At 72.8% G+C, this 14,330-nt stretch carries 12 protein-coding genes, 1 pseudogene and 1 riboswitch; of the genes and pseudogenes, 11 read left to right on the top strand and 2 right to left on the bottom strand.

The features are described from left to right. Positions 1-49 precede the first annotated feature (49 nt). Positions 50-1,756: a flavin monoamine oxidase family protein gene (locus ACIBJC_RS20645; protein ID WP_399294415.1), complete on the top strand. Its 1,707-nt coding sequence runs from the start codon at positions 50-52 to the stop codon at positions 1,754-1,756. A 252-nt stretch (positions 1,757-2,008) separates the two neighbouring features. Next, positions 2,009-3,232 (top strand): glycoside hydrolase family 6 protein, encoded by a 1,224-nt coding sequence (locus ACIBJC_RS20640; RefSeq protein ID WP_399294413.1) that lies wholly within the window; start codon positions 2,009-2,011, stop codon positions 3,230-3,232. Here ACIBJC_RS20640 and ACIBJC_RS20635 read toward each other — a convergent pair. Continuing rightward, entirely contained in the window at positions 3,211-4,662 is a 1,452-nt protein-coding gene (locus ACIBJC_RS20635; RefSeq protein WP_399294410.1) for a solute carrier family 23 protein, read from the bottom strand. The two genes, ACIBJC_RS20640 and ACIBJC_RS20635, sit on opposite strands and share 22 nt — an antisense overlap. Positions 4,663-4,823: 161 nt before the next feature. After that, a complete protein-coding gene (locus ACIBJC_RS20630; protein ID WP_399294407.1) occupies positions 4,824-6,095 on the bottom strand; it encodes an MFS transporter in 1,272 nt (423 codons plus the stop codon). Between the two features lie 141 nt (positions 6,096-6,236). Here ACIBJC_RS20630 and ACIBJC_RS20625 point away from each other — a divergent pair, with 141 nt between their 5' ends. The 9 genes and pseudogenes from ACIBJC_RS20625 to ACIBJC_RS20585 all read left to right on the top strand — a co-directional run bounded on the left by ACIBJC_RS20625 (position 6,237) and on the right by ACIBJC_RS20585 (position 14,178). After that, a complete protein-coding gene (locus tag ACIBJC_RS20625; protein WP_399294404.1) occupies positions 6,237-7,418 on the top strand; it encodes an ROK family transcriptional regulator in 1,182 nt (393 codons plus the stop codon). Positions 7,419-7,658: 240 nt separating this feature from the next. Continuing rightward, positions 7,659-7,789: riboswitch (FMN riboswitch) on the top strand. 181 nt (positions 7,790-7,970) lie between these two features. Then, positions 7,971-9,014: pseudogene (ribD, locus tag ACIBJC_RS20620) on the top strand (bifunctional diaminohydroxyphosphoribosylaminopyrimidine deaminase/5-amino-6-(5-phosphoribosylamino)uracil reductase RibD); the annotation flags it as partial. Between the two features lie 156 nt (positions 9,015-9,170). Further along, positions 9,171-9,791 (top strand): riboflavin synthase, encoded by a 621-nt coding sequence (locus ACIBJC_RS20615; RefSeq protein WP_384921636.1) that lies wholly within the window; start codon positions 9,171-9,173, stop codon positions 9,789-9,791. Positions 9,792-9,856: 65 nt separating this feature from the next. Next, the gene (locus tag ACIBJC_RS20610; protein WP_399295147.1) at positions 9,857-10,438 is read left to right on the top strand and encodes a nicotinamide riboside transporter PnuC; all 582 of its coding nucleotides are present in this window, start codon (positions 9,857-9,859) and stop codon (positions 10,436-10,438) included. Continuing rightward, entirely contained in the window at positions 10,435-11,778 is a 1,344-nt protein-coding gene (locus ACIBJC_RS20605; protein WP_399294401.1) for a bifunctional 3,4-dihydroxy-2-butanone-4-phosphate synthase/GTP cyclohydrolase II, read from the top strand. The genes ACIBJC_RS20610 and ACIBJC_RS20605 overlap by 4 nt, the downstream gene beginning before the upstream one ends. Before the next feature lie 128 nt (positions 11,779-11,906). Further along, positions 11,907-12,419: a 6,7-dimethyl-8-ribityllumazine synthase gene (ribH, locus tag ACIBJC_RS20600; protein WP_329828396.1), complete on the top strand. Its 513-nt coding sequence runs from the start codon at positions 11,907-11,909 to the stop codon at positions 12,417-12,419. A gap of 8 nt (positions 12,420-12,427) precedes the next feature. Beyond that, positions 12,428-12,700 carry a phosphoribosyl-ATP diphosphatase gene (locus ACIBJC_RS20595; RefSeq protein ID WP_399294398.1) on the top strand — a complete coding sequence of 91 codons (273 nt, stop codon included), beginning with the start codon at positions 12,428-12,430 and terminating at the stop codon, positions 12,698-12,700. A 90-nt stretch (positions 12,701-12,790) separates the two neighbouring features. Next, positions 12,791-13,639 carry an ATP phosphoribosyltransferase gene (gene hisG / locus ACIBJC_RS20590; protein ID WP_399294395.1) on the top strand — a complete coding sequence of 283 codons (849 nt, stop codon included), beginning with the start codon at positions 12,791-12,793 and terminating at the stop codon, positions 13,637-13,639. An 80-nt stretch (positions 13,640-13,719) separates the two neighbouring features. Next, positions 13,720-14,178, top strand: coding sequence for a PH domain-containing protein (locus ACIBJC_RS20585; protein ID WP_399294393.1), 459 nt, complete (start codon positions 13,720-13,722; stop codon positions 14,176-14,178). Positions 14,179-14,330: the final 152 nt, after the last annotated feature.

Below are 14,330 nucleotides of genomic sequence, written 5' to 3'. Positions count from 1 at the left end.
TCGTTCCACCGCCCCAGTCCCGTACCTGCCCGCGAGGAGTCCGTACCCCATGACGTCCACGGTGCCCACCGCCGTCCAGCACACCGACGTGCAGCCGCCGATCACCATGGCCGGTCCCGACTTCCCCTACGCGTACGACGACTTCCTCGCCCACCCCGCCGGGCTCGGCCAGATCCCCGCGACCGAGCACGGCGCGGAGGTCGCCGTCATCGGCGGCGGGCTCTCCGGCATCGTCACCGCGTACGAGCTGATGAAGATGGGGCTCAAGCCCGTCGTGTACGAGGCCGACCGGATCGGCGGACGGCTGCGCACCGTCGGCTTCGACGGCTGCGACCCCGCACTGACCGCCGAGATGGGCGCGATGCGCTTCCCGCCGTCCTCCACCGCGCTGCGCCACTACATCGACCTGGTGGGCCTGGAGACCCGGCCCTTCCCCAACCCGCTGGCCCCCGGCACCCCGTCCACCATGGTCGACCTCAAGGGCACGTCCCACTACGCGCGGACCGTCGAGGACCTGCCGCCGGTCTTCCACGAGGTGATGGACGCCTGGAACACCTGTCTGGAGGAGGGCGCCGACTTCTCCGCCATGAACCGGGCGCTGCGCGAACGCGATGTGCCGCGGATCCGGGAGATCTGGGCGAAGCTGGTCGAGAAGCTCGACAACCAGACCTTCTACGGCTTCCTCTGCGACTCCCCGGCCTTCGCGTCCTTCCGGCACCGGGAGATCTTCGGCCAGGTCGGCTTCGGCACCGGCGGCTGGGACACCGACTTCCCCCACTCCATCCTGGAGATCCTGAGGGTCGTCTACACCGAGGCCGACGACCACCACCGCTCCATCGTCGGCGGCAGCCAGCAGCTTCCGCTGCGGCTCTGGGAGCGCGCGCCCGGCAAGCTCACGCACTGGCCCGCCGGGACCTCGCTCGCCTCGCTGCACGACGGCGCGCCGCGCCCCGCGGTGACCCGGCTGCACCGTACGGCGGGCAACCGGATCACGGTGACGGACGCCTCGGGCCGGATCCGTACCTACCGCGCCGCGGTCTTCACCGCCCAGTCCTGGCTGCTGCTCTCCAAGATCGCCTGCGACGACTCGCTCTTCCCGATCGACCACTGGACGGCGATGGAGCGCACCCACTACATGGAGTCGTCCAAGCTGTTCGTGCCGGTGGACCGGCCGTTCTGGCTGGACGAGGCGGTCGACGACCGGGGCGAGCCGACCGGGCGCGACACGATGTCGATGACGCTCACCGACCGGATGACCCGGGGCACGTATCTGCTGGACGACGGGCCCGACCGGCCCGCGGTCATCTGTCTCTCGTACACCTGGTGCGACGACAGCCTCAAGTGGCTGCCGCTGTCCCCGGAGGAGCGGATGGAGGTCATGCTGACCTCGCTCGGCGAGATCTATCCGAAGGCCGACATCCGCAAGCACCTCATCGGCGGCCCGGTGACCGTGTCCTGGGAGAACGAACCCTGGTTCATGGGCGCGTTCAAGGCCAACCTGCCCGGCCACTACCGCTATCAGCGGCGCCTGTTCACCCACTTCATGCAGGACCGGCTCCCCGCCGACCAGCGGGGCATCTTCCTGGCCGGGGACGACATCTCGTGGACGGCGGGCTGGGCGGAGGGCGCGGTGCAGACCGCGCTCAACGCGGTGTGGGGCGTGATGCGCCACTTCGGTGGCGCCACGGACCCGACGAACCCCGGGCCGGGCGACCTGTTCGACGCACTCGCGCCCGTGGAACTCCCGGAGGACTGAGCTCAGCCCGCAGGCTCCGGGATCCTCGTCGTACGACAGGTGTCCACCGGCGGCCCGCGCCGGGACGGAGGCCCGGGTGCGCAGTGGGGCCGAGGGCCGCGGGCCCCGGGCGACCGAAGCGGGCGTACATCGGTACGGCGCCCCCGCACACCCCGCGGATCCGGGCCGGAACGCCCCGCCCACCGGCATAGGCTCGCGCACGCCCGGCCCGGCACACGCCCGGCCGGGCACCGTGCGAAGGGGGACTCTCGGATGGCGGGAACAGGGGTACGGCGCTCCACGGCGCAGCGCGAACGGGTCGAACGGCGCCGGGCCGTCCGGCATCACGCCATGACCGTCGCGGCCTCGGCGCTCGTCGCCGTCTCCACCGTCACCGGGGTGCTGACCGCCACCGCGGGAGGGGACGAGCGGGACACGGCCAGGCCGGAGACCACCCGGTCGCCGCCGGTCGCGCCGCTGCCCGCGGTGCCCACCCCGGCCGCCGCGACCTCACCCGTACCGTCGCCGTCGCTCTCGCCGTCCGCCGTCACGCTGTCGGCGCCGCCGGGTCCCTCCCGTACGGCTGTGCCATCCGTTCCGCCGACCACTGTGGAGAGCCGGTCCGGCAGGCCCGCGGACGCCACGCTCTACCGGCATCCCGCCTCCCAGGTCCTCGACTGGGTCACCACGCACCGCGACGACCCCCGGCGTCCGCTGATCGAGTCGCGGATCGCGGCGCGGCCCGCGGCGGTCTGGTTCGCCGCGTACAACCCCGGCGCCGTCACGGGCGAGGTGCGCGCCGTGACGGCCGGGGCCGCCGAGGCCGGCCGGGTGCCCGTCCTCGTGCCGTACGCGATCCCCGACCGGGACTGCGGCGGCGCCTCGCAGGGCGGCGCGCCCGATCTCGACGCGTACGACGACTGGATCCGGGAGTTCGCGGCCGGGCTCGGCGGGGGAGCGTCGATCGTCGTCCTCGAACCCGACTCGGTCGCGCTCTCCGACTGCCTCGACGAGGCGGCGCGCGCCGCCCGGTACGCCTCGCTGGCCCGCGCCGCCCGTACGATCCACGCCGCCGCCCCGGAGGCGAGGGTCTACTTCGACGCGGGCCACTCCGGCTGGCACCCGGCCCAGCGGCAGGCGGAGCTGCTGCGCGCCGCCGGGGCCGCGAGCAGCGGTGACGGCATCTTCACCAACGTCTCCAACTTCCACCCCACCGCCGACGAGGCGGCGTACGCCCGGCAGGTGCTGGCCGCGCTGGGCGGCCCGGCGCGGCTCGGCGCGGTGATCGACACCAGCCGCAACGGCAACGGGGCGCCGGCCGCCGGTCAGTGGTGCGATCCGGCGGGGCGGGCGCTGGGCCGGGCGCCGACGACCGACACGGGCGAGGCGCGGATCGACGCGTATCTTTGGGTGAAGCTGCCGGGGGAGTCCGACGGCTGCAAGGGGGCGGCGGGCTCGTTCACCCCCGACTACGCCTACGAGCTGGCGACGGGCTGAACGGGCTCGTCGGGGCCCTGGGGCTTCCCGGATCTCTTCGGGCCCTCGGATCCCTCCGGCCCCTTCGGTCCCTCGGGTCCTGCGGGTCCCGCAGGCCCCTCGGGTTCCTTGAGGTGGGCCGGGGCGAAGGCGCGAAGCACGTGGTAGCCGGTGATCACGACGATCGTGCCGAGCGCGATCCCGCCGATCTCGAAGGTGTCGGAGAAGTTCAGGCTCACCCCGCCGACCCCGATGATGATGCCCGCGGCCGTCGGCACCAGATTGAGCGGATTGCGCAGATCCACCCCGGCGTTGGTCCAGATCTGCGCGCCGAGCAGGCCGATCATGCCGTACAGGATGACGGTGATCCCGCCGAGCACCCCGCCCGGGATCGCGGCCACGACCGCGCCGAACTTGGGGCAGAGCCCGAAGAGCAGGGCGAAGCCCGCGGCGGCCCAGTACGCGGCGGTGGAGTAGACCCGGGTGGCGGCCATGACGCCGATGTTCTCGGAGTACGTGGTGTTGGGCGGGCCGCCGACGGCGGTGGAGAGCATCGAGGCGGCGCCGTCCGCCGCGATCGCCGTGCCCAGTTCGTCGTCGAGCGGGTCCCCGGTCATCTCGCCGACGGCCTTCACATGGCCCGCGTTCTCCGCGATCAGCGCGATCACGACCGGCAGGGCGAGCAGGATCGCCGACCACTCGAAGCTCGGCCCGTGGAAGTCCGGCAGCCCGACCCAGGGGGCCTTGCCGACACCCGACAGGTTCAGCCGCCAGTGGTCGACGGCCTCGGCGCCGCCCGCGGGGGAGTGGATCCGGCCGAAGACCTGGTCGAAGACCCAGGAGATCCCGTACCCGAAGACCAGCCCGAGGAAGATCGCGATCCGGGACCAGAAGCCGCGCAGACAGACCACGGCGAGCCCGGTGACCACCATGACCAGCAGCGCGGTCCACTGGTCCTGCGGCCAGTACGTGGCGGCCGTCACGGGCGCCAGGTTGAAGCCGATCAGCATCACGACCGCGCCGGTCACCACGGGCGGCATCGCGGCGTGGATGATCCGGGCGCCGAAGCGCCGTACCGCGAGCCCGGCCAGGAAGAGCACGGCGCCGACGACCAGGATCGCGCCGGTGACGGTGGCGCTGTCGCCGCCCGAGGCCCGGATGGCGGCGGCCACGCCGACGAACGAGAGCGAGCACCCCAGATAGCTCGGCACCCGGCCACGGGTCGCCAGCAGGAAGATCACCGTAGCGACGCCGGACATCATGATCGCGAGGTTGGGGTCCAGGCCCATCAGGACCGGGGCGACGAACGAGGCGCCGAACATCGCCACCACGTGCTGGGCGCCGAGTCCGGCCGTACGGGGCCACGACAGCCGCTCGTCGGGGCGGACGACGGCGCCCGGTGCGGGCGTGCGCCCGTCTCCGTGCAGGGTCCAGCGCACGCCGAGCTTCATGGGTGGGGCTCCACTTCTGGGGTCGCGTCCGGTGCGGTGACCGGCGCCGCCACGGCCGGGTCCGGTCCGGGCTACCTCGACCGGACGGCTGCGTGGCTGAAAAGATCAGCGCCCATCGTAGTGCCGCGACCGCGCCGCCCTCGCCGTGGGCGTCCCGCCGCTCAGGCCAGGGGGTCGGGCGCCGCCGTGCGGTCGCCGGCCCGTTCGCCGCCCGTGGCGCGCTCCCCGCCTCCGCCGCCGCCACCCCCGCCGTCCCCGCCCGCGACGGCGCGCCGGTCGCCCGTACGCAGCACCCCCGCGCCGATGATCAGCCCGCAGGCGAGCACCGTCACCAGCCCGAACGAGGTCACCAGCGACGTCGCGTCGGCGACCGCCCCGATCGCCGAGGGGGCGATCAGCCCCGAGGTGTATGTGATGGTGGCCACCCCCGCGATGGCCTGGCTCGGGTTCGGTCCCGAGCGCCCGGCCGCCGCGAAGGCCAGCGGCACGACGACCGCGACCCCGAGCCCCAGCAGTCCGAAACCGGCCATGGCGACCAGCGGGTCCGGCGCGACCACCACCAGCAGACCGCCCGCGGCGGCCAGCACCCCGCCGGTGCGCACCGTCCGTACCGCGCCGAACCGGTCGATCATCCGGTCCCCGCAGAGCCGGGTGATCGCCATGGTGAGCGCGAAGGCCGTCGTGGACGCGGCGGCCATCCCGGGCGAGGTGTCCAGGACGTCCCGCAGATAGACCGCCGACCAGTCCAGGCTCGCGCCCTCCGCGAAGACCGCGCAGAACCCGACGACCCCGATGAGCAGCGCGGACCGGGGCGGCAGCGCGAACCTCGGCGGCGCCTCGGCCTCGGGCGCGCTCCGTACGTCCAGCACGCTCTGACAGGCGATCAGGCCCAGCACCGTGAGCACCAGGGCGGCCAGGAGATGGTGCAGTCGCGCGTCGGCGCCGAGATGGGCCGCGAGGGCGCCGGCCGCGGACCCGATCAGGGCGCCCGCGCTCCACATGCCGTGCAGGCTGGAGATGATCGACCGGTCGAGCCGGGCCTCGGTCTCCAGGCCGACGGCGTTCATCACCACATCCGACATGCCGGACGCGGCGCCGTAGACGAACAGCGCCGCGCACAGCGTGACGAGGTTCGGCGCGAGGGACGGCAGGATCAGCGCGAGCGTCCACAGGGCGAGCAGCCCGCGCAGCGCGTTGCGCGCGCCGAAGCGGTGGCTGATGGCCCCCGCGACCGGCATCGCGCTCACGGAGCCGATCGCGGGAAAGGCGAGCGCGAGACCGAGCTGCCCCGCGCTGAGGCCGGTGTGCTCCTGGATCCAGGGGACCCGGGTGGCGAAGCTTCCGGTGACCGCGCCGTGCACACAGAAGACGACGGCGATGGCGATCCGGGCCCGCCGCAATCCCTGTTTGTCGTGGACCGAGTCTGCCCGCATACCGTTCCGTCCTCCTCCGAGGGGGTTCCTCTTCGAGGGCGTCCCGTTGGTTCAGGGACCCCGATGACACACACGACGCACCTTCTCCGGTGCGCGGAGTAAACTATCAGGAACCCTGCCTGATAAATAGAGGATCTCGCCATGGCCGCATCCCCGAGCACCGCCCGGGCCATCAACGACCGGCTGGCCCTGCGACTGCTCCAGCAGGAAGGCCCGTTGACGGCGGGACAGCTCAAGACGATGACCGGGCTCTCCCGCCCCACCGTCGCCGACCTCGTGGACCGGCTCCAGGAATCGGGCCTGGTCAGGGTCGTCGGGGAGGCCGGTGACCGCCGCCGGGGCCCCAACGCCCGGCTGTACGGGATCGTCGCGGACCGCGCGCATCTCGCCGCCCTGGACGTACGGACCGACAGCGTCGCCGTCGTCGTCGCCGATCTGCTCGGCGTCACCCTCGCCGAGGCCGTTCTGCCCATCGGCAGCGACACCGCCACGGAACCCGCCGTCGAACAGGCCGCCGCACTGCTGGAACGCACCGCCCGGCAGGCCGGCGCCGTACCCCTGCACAGCGTCGGCATCGGCGCCCCCGGACTGGTCGACGTCACCGGCGAACTCCGCGACAGCACCGGGCTGCCGGAGTGGCACCGGCGGCTCGTGTCCGTACTCCAGGAGCGGCTGCCCGCCACCGTCCTGGTCGAGAACGAGACCAACCTCGCCGCCCTCGCCGAGCAGCGCCTCGGCGCCGCCCGCGGCCAGGACACCTTCGTGCTGCTCTGGATCGGCCACGGCATCGGCGCGGCCGTCGTGCTCGAAGGACGGCTCCGCAGGGGCGCCTCGGGCGGCGCGGGCGAGATCGGCTTCCTGCCCGTGCCGGGCACCTCCGGGCTGCCCTCGGCGACGACCTGCGACGGCGGCTTCCACAGCCTGGCGGGGTCGGCCGCCGTCTGCGAACTCGCCGAGGGGTACGGGATCGTGCCCGCCCCGGGCGCGCCCCAGGAGCCGCCGTCCGCCGCGCTGGTACGCGCCGCCACCGGGGACGCGCGGCCCGGCGCGGCGGCGTTCCTCGACGCCCTCGCCGACCGGCTGGCCATCGGCGCCGCTGCGGTCGGCGCGGTCCTCGACCCCGGCCGGATCGTGCTGGCCGGGGAGGTCGGCCACGCGGGCGGTGAGGCGCTGGCGGCCCGCGTCGAGGACCGGCTCGCCGCGATGTCCCCGCTCCGTACGGAGGTCAGACCCGGGACGCTCGGCGGCGCCGCGGTGCTCAGGGGCGCGCTGCTCACGGCGCGCGACGCGGCGCAGGACGCGCTGTTCGCGCCCGGGACCTGAGGCCGCGAGCCGGTACGCGTTACCAGGTTTCCGCCCGGTATATGAGACACCGGACCACGGGCCGGCCCCGGGCCACCGCCGTCGTCCCGTACCCGAGCGGCCGGCTCCCCGGTGGAGGTGCAGGTGGGAGGGGTGGAGCGCAAGCCCCCGGCGGCATTCCCGGCCGTTCTGTGAGTCAGCCCACAGTGCTCGCCCGGAACGCCGACGATCAGCCGTGGCACACTGGTCGCGTACCAGCAGCAGCGCACTCCGGGGTCGGTGTAATTCCGAACCGGCGGTTATAGTCCGCGACCCGGCCGCATCCAGTGGCCGGTTGACCAGGTGAGATTCCTGGACCGACGGTGAAAGTCCGGATGGGAGGCAGTGCGCGGCGGGCCTTTGCGGGTACGCCGTAACGGGCGGTTCGTTCTCGGACGAGCCGGTTCCTCGGCCTCGGCGTTCCCCTGTGTTCCCGTTTCTCTGTCGTCATCGACAGGCCCCGGAGTCCGTGCCCTAAGAGGCAGGAGGACCCGGGTGGCCACCCAAGCCGAACGCGTCACCGACGCGGACGCCATGCGGCGGGCCGTCACGCTCGCCGCCCGCGGACTCGGCTCCACCAGCCCCAACCCGGTCGTCGGATGCGTGATCCTGGACGCCTCGGGACAGCTCGCGGGCGAGGGCTTCCACCAGCGCGCCGGCGGACCGCACGCCGAGGTCCACGCCCTGCGCGCGGCGGGGTCCCGGGCCCGGGGCGGCACCGCGTACGTCACCCTCGAACCCTGCGCCCACACCGGCCGCACCGGCCCCTGCGCCCAGGCGCTGATCGACGCCGGGATCGCCCGCGTCCACTACGCGGTCCCCGACCCGAATCCGCAGGCCGCCGGGGGCGCCGCCACCCTGCGCGCCGCCGGGGTCCCCGCCGGGCCGGGGCTGCTCGCCGCCGAGGCCGAGGCGGGCAACGCGGCCTGGCTCACCTCCGTACGCCGGGGCCGCCCGTACGTCCTGTGGAAGTACGGGGCCACCCTCGACGGCCGGATCGCCGCCGCCGACGCCACCAGCCGCTGGATCACCTCCGCCGAAGCCCGCGCCGACGTCCACCGGCTGCGCGCCGAGGCCGACGCGGTCGTGGTCGGCTCCGGCACCGCCCGCGCAGACGATCCCCACCTCGCGGTCCGCGGCGTCGAGGGCGCCGCCCAGCCGCTGCGGGTCGTCGTGGACACCGAGGCCACCGCCGTGCGGCCCGGTGCCCGGGTCCTGGACGGTGCCGCGCCCACCCTGATCGCCGTCGCCGAGGACGCCGACGCGCGCCATCTCCCCGACGCCGTACGGCTGCCCCGCGCGACAGGGAGCCGGGGGCTGTCCGTCCCCGCCCTGCTGGCCGCCCTGCACGAGCGCGGCGTCCGCTCCGTACTCCTCGAAGGAGGCCCGGCCCTGGCCGGCTCCTTCGTCGCCGCCGGAGCGGTCGACAAGGTCGTCGGCTATCTCGCCCCGGTCCTCCTCGGCGCCGGTCCCGCCGCGCTGGGCGACGCCGGAATCACCACGATCGCCGGGGCGTTGCGCCTGCGGATGACGGAGACCGTACGGATCGGCCCCGACCTGAGGATCACCGCGATCCCCGAAACGGGCGAGACCCCCGAGATCACCGGGACCCACGGGACCTCCGAGGCCCCTGAAACTCCCGAGAACCCCGAGATCAGCGAGATCAGCGAGATCCCCGAAACCTCCGTCGCCCGGGCCGCCGAGCCCGTCGCGACCGCCACGAAGGAGCGTTGAGTGTTCACCGGAATCGTCGAAGAACTGGGTGAGGTCACCGCCGTGGAGAACCTCGGTGACTCCTCCCGCTTCCGTCTGCGCGGACCCGTCGTCACCGAGAACGCCCGGCACGGCGACTCCATCGCCGTCAACGGTGTCTGTCTGACGGTCGTGGAGTCCGGGGACGGCGAGTTCACCGCCGATGTGATGGCCGAGACGCTCGACCGGTCCAGCCTCGGCGCCCTCGGGGCCGGCTCCCGCGTCAACCTGGAGCGGCCGATGGCCCTCGGCGGGCGGCTCGGCGGACACATCGTCCAGGGCCATGTCGACGGCACCGGCACCATCGTCGAGCGCACGCCCTCCGAGCACTGGGAGATCGTCAAGATCTCGCTGCCCGCCGCCCTGACCCGCTACGTCGTGGAGAAGGGCTCCATCACCGTGGACGGCGTCAGCCTCACGGTGGTCGACGCCGGGACCGACCACTTCACCATCAGCCTCATCCCCACCACCCTCGCGCTGACCACCCTCGGCCTCAAGGGACCGGGCGACCCGGTCAACCTGGAGGTCGACGTCATCGCGAAGTACGTCGAGCGCCTGCTGAGCCCCGCTCAGCGCGCACAGGCCGAGGAGTCCGCGCGGTGAACACTCTGTCCTGGCTGAACGGTGAGGCGTTCACGGCCTTCGGTCAGCACATTCTGTGGTCCGACATGATCGGCAACACCATCGGTCTGGCCGCCCTCGCCCTCGGCTGGCGGCGCTCGATCTGGAGCTGGCCCGCCCAGCTCCTCTCCGGCGTCATCCTGGTCGGCGCGTACGCCTCCGCCCACCTCAGCGGCGGCGTCGGCAAGCAGCTCCTGGTCATCGGGGTCGCGGTGTGGGGCTGGCGGCAGTGGCAGCGCGGCCGGAGGCAGGCGCAGGACGGCTCGATCGCCGTACGGTTCGCCACCTGGCGCGAGCGCGGGCTGCTCCTGGGCGGTACGGCCGTGGGCACCCTCGCCGTCGGCGGGCTCTTCGTCGCCGTACCCGAACTGTCCTGGAACCCCTGGCCCGACGCGTACATCTTCACCGGCACCCTCGCCGCGATGGTCGCCCAGGCACGCGGACTCGTGGAGTTCTGGTTCGCGTGGCTGCTCGTCGACCTCGTCGGTGTCCCCCTCGCCTTCAGCAGCGGACTCGCCTTCTCCGGCTTCGTCTACGTCATCTATCTCGCCCTCGTCCTGTGGGGCATGCGCGACTGGTGGCTGCGCTCCCGCGCCGGCGCCATGACCCTGGAAGGAGCAGCAGCATGACAGCCCGTCCGTCACCCCTCACCGCCCTCGAAGAGGCGCCGTCCGCCGACGCCCCGCGCCCCACCTGGTACTCCCGCGACAATGTCGAGGACCTCTCCCTGGACCCCGTGGCCCAGGCCATACGCGACATCGCGGCCGGCCGCCCCGTCGTGGTCGTGGACGACGAGGACCGCGAGAACGAGGGCGATCTCGTCATCGCCGCGGAGAAGGCCACGCCCGAGATCATCGCCTTCATGATGAGCGAGTGCCGCGGCATGATCTGCGCCCCCATGGAGGGGCCGGAGCTGGACCGGCTGGAACTCCCGCAGATGGTCGGCAACAACACCGAGTCGATGCGGACGGCCTTCACCGTCACCGTCGACGCGGCGCCCGTCCACGGCGTCACCACCGGGATCTCCGCCGCCGACCGCGCCACCACGCTCCAGCTCCTCGCCTCGGGCGACGCGCGGCCCGGCGACTTCGTCCGCCCCGGCCACATCTTCCCGCTGCGCGCCAGGGACGGCGGGGTGCTCGTACGCAACGGCCACACCGAGGCCGCCGTCGACCTCGCCCGGCTCGCCGGGCTGCGCCCCGCCGGCGCGATCGTGGAGATCGCGGGCGAGGACGGGGTGATGCTGCGGCTGCCCGAGCTGATCCCGTTCGCCCGCAAGCACGGCCTGACGATCATCTCCATCGAGGACCTGATCGCGTACCGCCGCACCTCGGAGCCCTCGGTCCGCCGCGAGGCCGAGGTCAGCCTGCCCACCGCCTACGGCGACTTCACCGCGTACGGCTACCGCTCCACCGTGGACGGCGTCGAGCACGTCGCCCTCGTCCACGGGGAGCTGGGCGACGGTGAGGACGTGCTCGTACGCGTCCACTCCGAGTGCCTGACCGGCGACATCTTCAGCTCCCAGCGGTGCGACTGCGGACCCCAGCTCCAGGCGTCCATGGAGCGCGTCACCGCGGAGGGCCGCGGAGTCGTCGTCTATCTGCGCGGCCACGAGGGGCGCGGCATCGGCCTGCTCTCCAAGCTCCGCGCGTACGAACTCCAGGAGCGGGGCCGCGACACCCTGGACGCCAACCTGGAGCTGGGGCTGCCCGCCGACGCCCGTGACTACGCGGCGGGCGCGCGGATCCTCGACGACCTCGGGGTACGCAGCCTGCGGCTGATGACCAACAACCCCGACAAGACCACGGCGCTCGTCCGGCACGGCCTGCGGGTCACCGGGCGCGAGCCGATGCCCGTCCAGGCCGGCGAGCACAACCTCCGCTATCTGCGGACCAAGCGCGACCGGATGGGCCACGACCTGCCGTGGCTCGACGCCGCCGCCACCGCGACCACCTGCGGCAACCAGTAGGACCGTACGGCCTGACTACCTGACTACCTGACTACCTGACTACCTGACGGCCTACGACCCTGCGAACCGACGACCGTACGACCTGACGACCTGACCACCGACGAGAAGCACAGCATGCGAGGAGAGACGTGAGCGGCAAGGGCGCACCCGAACTGAGTGTCAAGAACTGCGGAGACCTCCGGGTCGCCGTCATCGCGGCACAGTGGCACGAGAAGATCATGGACGGCCTCGTCGACGGAGCCCTGCGGGCCCTGCGCGACCTCGGCATCGACGAGCCGACACTGCTGCGCGTGCCCGGCAGCTTCGAGCTGCCCGTCGTCGCCAAGGTGCTGGCGGGCCGCGGTTACGACGCGGTCGTCGCGCTCGGCGTCGTCATCCGGGGCGGCACCCCGCACTTCGAGTATGTGTGCCAGGGCGTCACGCAGGGCCTCACCCAGGTCTCCGTGGACACCGGAGTCCCCATCGGCTTCGGCGTACTGACCTGCGACACCGAGGAACAGGCCCTGGACCGGGCCGGTCTCGAAGGCTCCCACGAGGACAAGGGGCACGAGGCGGTCACCGCCGCCGTCGCCACGGCCACCACCCTGCGTACCGTCGCCGAACCCTGGCGCCAGGAGCCCGCGAGCAGCCGCGTAAAGTGAGCGCCACCATGTCCAAGAAGACGTTCGAGGAGCTCTTCAGCGAGCTCCAGCAGAAGGCCGCCCAGGGCGACCCCACCACCTCCCGCACCGCCGAACTGGTGGAAAAGGGCGTACACGCCATCGGCAAGAAGGTCGTCGAGGAGGCGGCCGAAGTGTGGATGGCCGCCGAGTACGAGGGCAAGGAAGCCGCCGCCGAGGAGATCTCCCAGCTCCTCTACCACGTCCAGGTGATGATGGTCGCGCGCGGAATCTCCCTTGACGACGTGTACGCCCATCTCTGAGCATCGTCCCTGCACCGCTCCGCACCGTTTCACCCCTTTCCTCCCTGCTCGCCCGCCCCGCTCGCCCTCCGCACGAAGGAATACGACCTCATGCTGCGCATCGCCGTTCCCAACAAGGGTTCTCTCTCCGGGCCTGCGTCGGCGATGCTCCATGAGGCCGGATACCAGCAGCGCAAGGAGTCCAAGGAACTCGTCCTGGTCGACCCGGACAACGAGGTCGAGTTCTTCTACCTGCGCCCCCGCGACATCGCGATCTACGTGAGCTCAGGACGCCTCGACATCGGCATCACCGGACGCGATCTGCTGCTGGACTCGGAGGCCGACGCCGAGGAGATCCTGCCCCTCGGCTTCGCGCGCTCCACCTTCCGCTACGCCACCAGGCCGGGCACCGCCACCGGGGTCGGCGAGTTCGGCGGCATGACCGTCGCCACCTCCTACGAGGGCATCGTGGCCCGGCACCTCGCGGACCACGGCGTCGACGCCTCCGTCGTCCACCTGGACGGCGCGGTCGAGACCGCCATCGAGCTGGGCGTCGCCCAGATCATCGCGGATGTCGTGGAGACCGGCACCTCGCTGCGGAACGCGGGCCTGGAAGTGATCGGCGAGCCGATCATGACCTCGGAGGCGGTCGTCATCCGCCGCACCGGCGCCGGCACCGAGGAGCCCAAGGTGCAGCAGTTCCTGCGCCGCCTCCAGGGCGTCCTGGTCGCCCGTACGTACGTGATGATGGACTACGACTGCCGCGCCGAGCACCTGGAGCGCGCCGTCGCCCTCACGCCGGGCCTCGAATCCCCGACGGTCTCCCCGCTGCACAACGAGGGATGGGTCGCCGTCCGCGCGATGGTCCCCGCGAAGGAGGCACAGCGGATCATGGACGACCTCTACGAGCTGGGTGCCCGCGCCATCCTCACCACGGCCATCCACGCCTGCCGGCTCTGACCGGCTCCGGCCGGCCCGGCCCTTCCGCCCTCCGATCTCCCTCCGCACCCTCGAAGTCATCCCGGGAAGACCCAGAACCCATGTCCGTGCCCGCCCCCGCACCCGCCCTGCCGGTCACGTTCCGGCCGACCGTCACCCGTACGGTGCTGCTCTCCGTCGGCACGGTCATGTTCGTCGTCATCTCGGCCATCGGCCTGATGCTGGAGCAGCTCAGCGCGGGGGAGCGGCTGAGCTTCATCGTCACCGCGCTGCTGTTCTTCGGCGTACTGGCGCTGCTCAGCCGCCCCAAGGTCGTCGCCGACGACACGGGGGTGACGGTCGTCAATCTCACCCGCACCCGCCGGCTGGAGTGGGCCGAGATCCTGCGGGTCAACCTGCGGCCCGGCGACCCCTGGGTCTTCCTCGACCTCAGCGACGGCAGCAGCCTGCCCGTCCTCGGCATCCAGCCCGGCGTGGCCAGGGATCGCGCGATCCGCGACGCCCGCGCGCTGCGCGACCTGACCGAATCCCGCTCCGCGCGGGACGACGACGGGCGCTGACACCCCTTCGTACCAGGCACGGGCACCCCGTCGTACCGGGTGCTGACACGCTCCGGTACGGCGACGGGCCACCAGGTCCTGTCCGCCCCGCCCCTGTCTTGATTACTCTGGTGGCGGAGGCGCCGAGTGCGCCCCGCCCCGCATCAGACGGC

Origin of the sequence: Streptomyces sp. NPDC050509 (genome assembly GCF_044457965.1) — a bacterium.
Classification (GTDB): domain Bacteria; phylum Actinomycetota; class Actinomycetes; order Streptomycetales; family Streptomycetaceae; genus Streptomyces.
This window is presented reverse-complemented; position numbering and strand designations above follow the sequence as displayed.